This window comes from Streptomyces sp. ADI95-17, assembly GCF_003846175.1.
GTDB classification, from domain to species: Bacteria; Actinomycetota; Actinomycetes; order Streptomycetales; family Streptomycetaceae; genus Streptomyces; species Streptomyces sanglieri.
This window is the reverse complement of the sequence record NZ_ML123055.1, coordinates 199,686-200,496: the sequence shown is the minus strand read 5'-3', so window position 1 is coordinate 200,496 and position 811 is coordinate 199,686. Positions and strand designations below refer to the sequence as shown.

General features: G+C 64.6%; 1 protein-coding gene. It reads right to left on the bottom strand.

What is annotated here, in order from left to right; genetic code table 11:
* Window positions 1-334: 334 nt before the first annotated feature.
* A partial coding sequence (locus EES42_RS42295) for a DUF3856 domain-containing protein (RefSeq protein ID WP_164495555.1) occupies window positions 335-811 on the bottom strand: 477 nt, incomplete at its 5' end.

Below are 811 nucleotides of genomic sequence, written 5' to 3'. Positions count from 1 at the left end.
GCGAGCCCCGGTCGGGGGCGTGTTGAACCGGGCCGGGTCCGTCACATCCTGTCCCTGGCCCGGGACATGGGGTCAGCGGCGGTAGCAGTCTCAGGTCAGGGGGGACTGTCACTTGAAGGCGCTCGCTCCAACCTCCGCCTCGCCGACAAGCGCATCGCCGACCTCGAAGCCCAAGTCCTCGAGCCCCAGTCAAAACCGTGGCGAAGTACGCTTCGGGGGCAGGGCCCCAGGGGAGTCCCCCAAACTGCAACGCCGCTGCTTGTCGGCGTACACCTGTGGGCGGCTAGCTTCAGCCCTTGCTGATCACAAGCCGGTGCCCAGCTCGTATCCATCTTCAGCTTGCAGGGCCCGAGCTGCCCTTCTCATCCACCTGCAGCTGGGAGAGCAGTGCGAGCGACTGGCCAAGCTGGCCTCGGTGAGCATCGGGCATCATGCGCGTTAGCTCCCGGCGGATGTCCACTGCTTCTCTAATCGCAGTCAGCGCCTCCTCCCGCCGCCCAACTTCCTGCAAACAGGTGGTGAGGTTATGCAAGGCGTCGGCGAAGTTCTCTAGATAAGTGTCACGGCGTTCTTGAACAGCTTCCCGGTAAAATTCGACGACCTCTCGGGCCGTGGTCAGCGCCTCTTCCCACCGCCCCAACGCACCCAGCCGGACGGACAGGTTGAACAGGTTCATGGCCAGGTGGGGCAGATAGGCATCGCGGTTTTCTCGAACCAGCCTCCGCCGGATATCCACGGCCTCACTGACCGCTGCCAGCGCCTCCTCCCGCCGCCCCAGTGCCCCCAGATCGACAGAGAGGTTGTTCAGGCT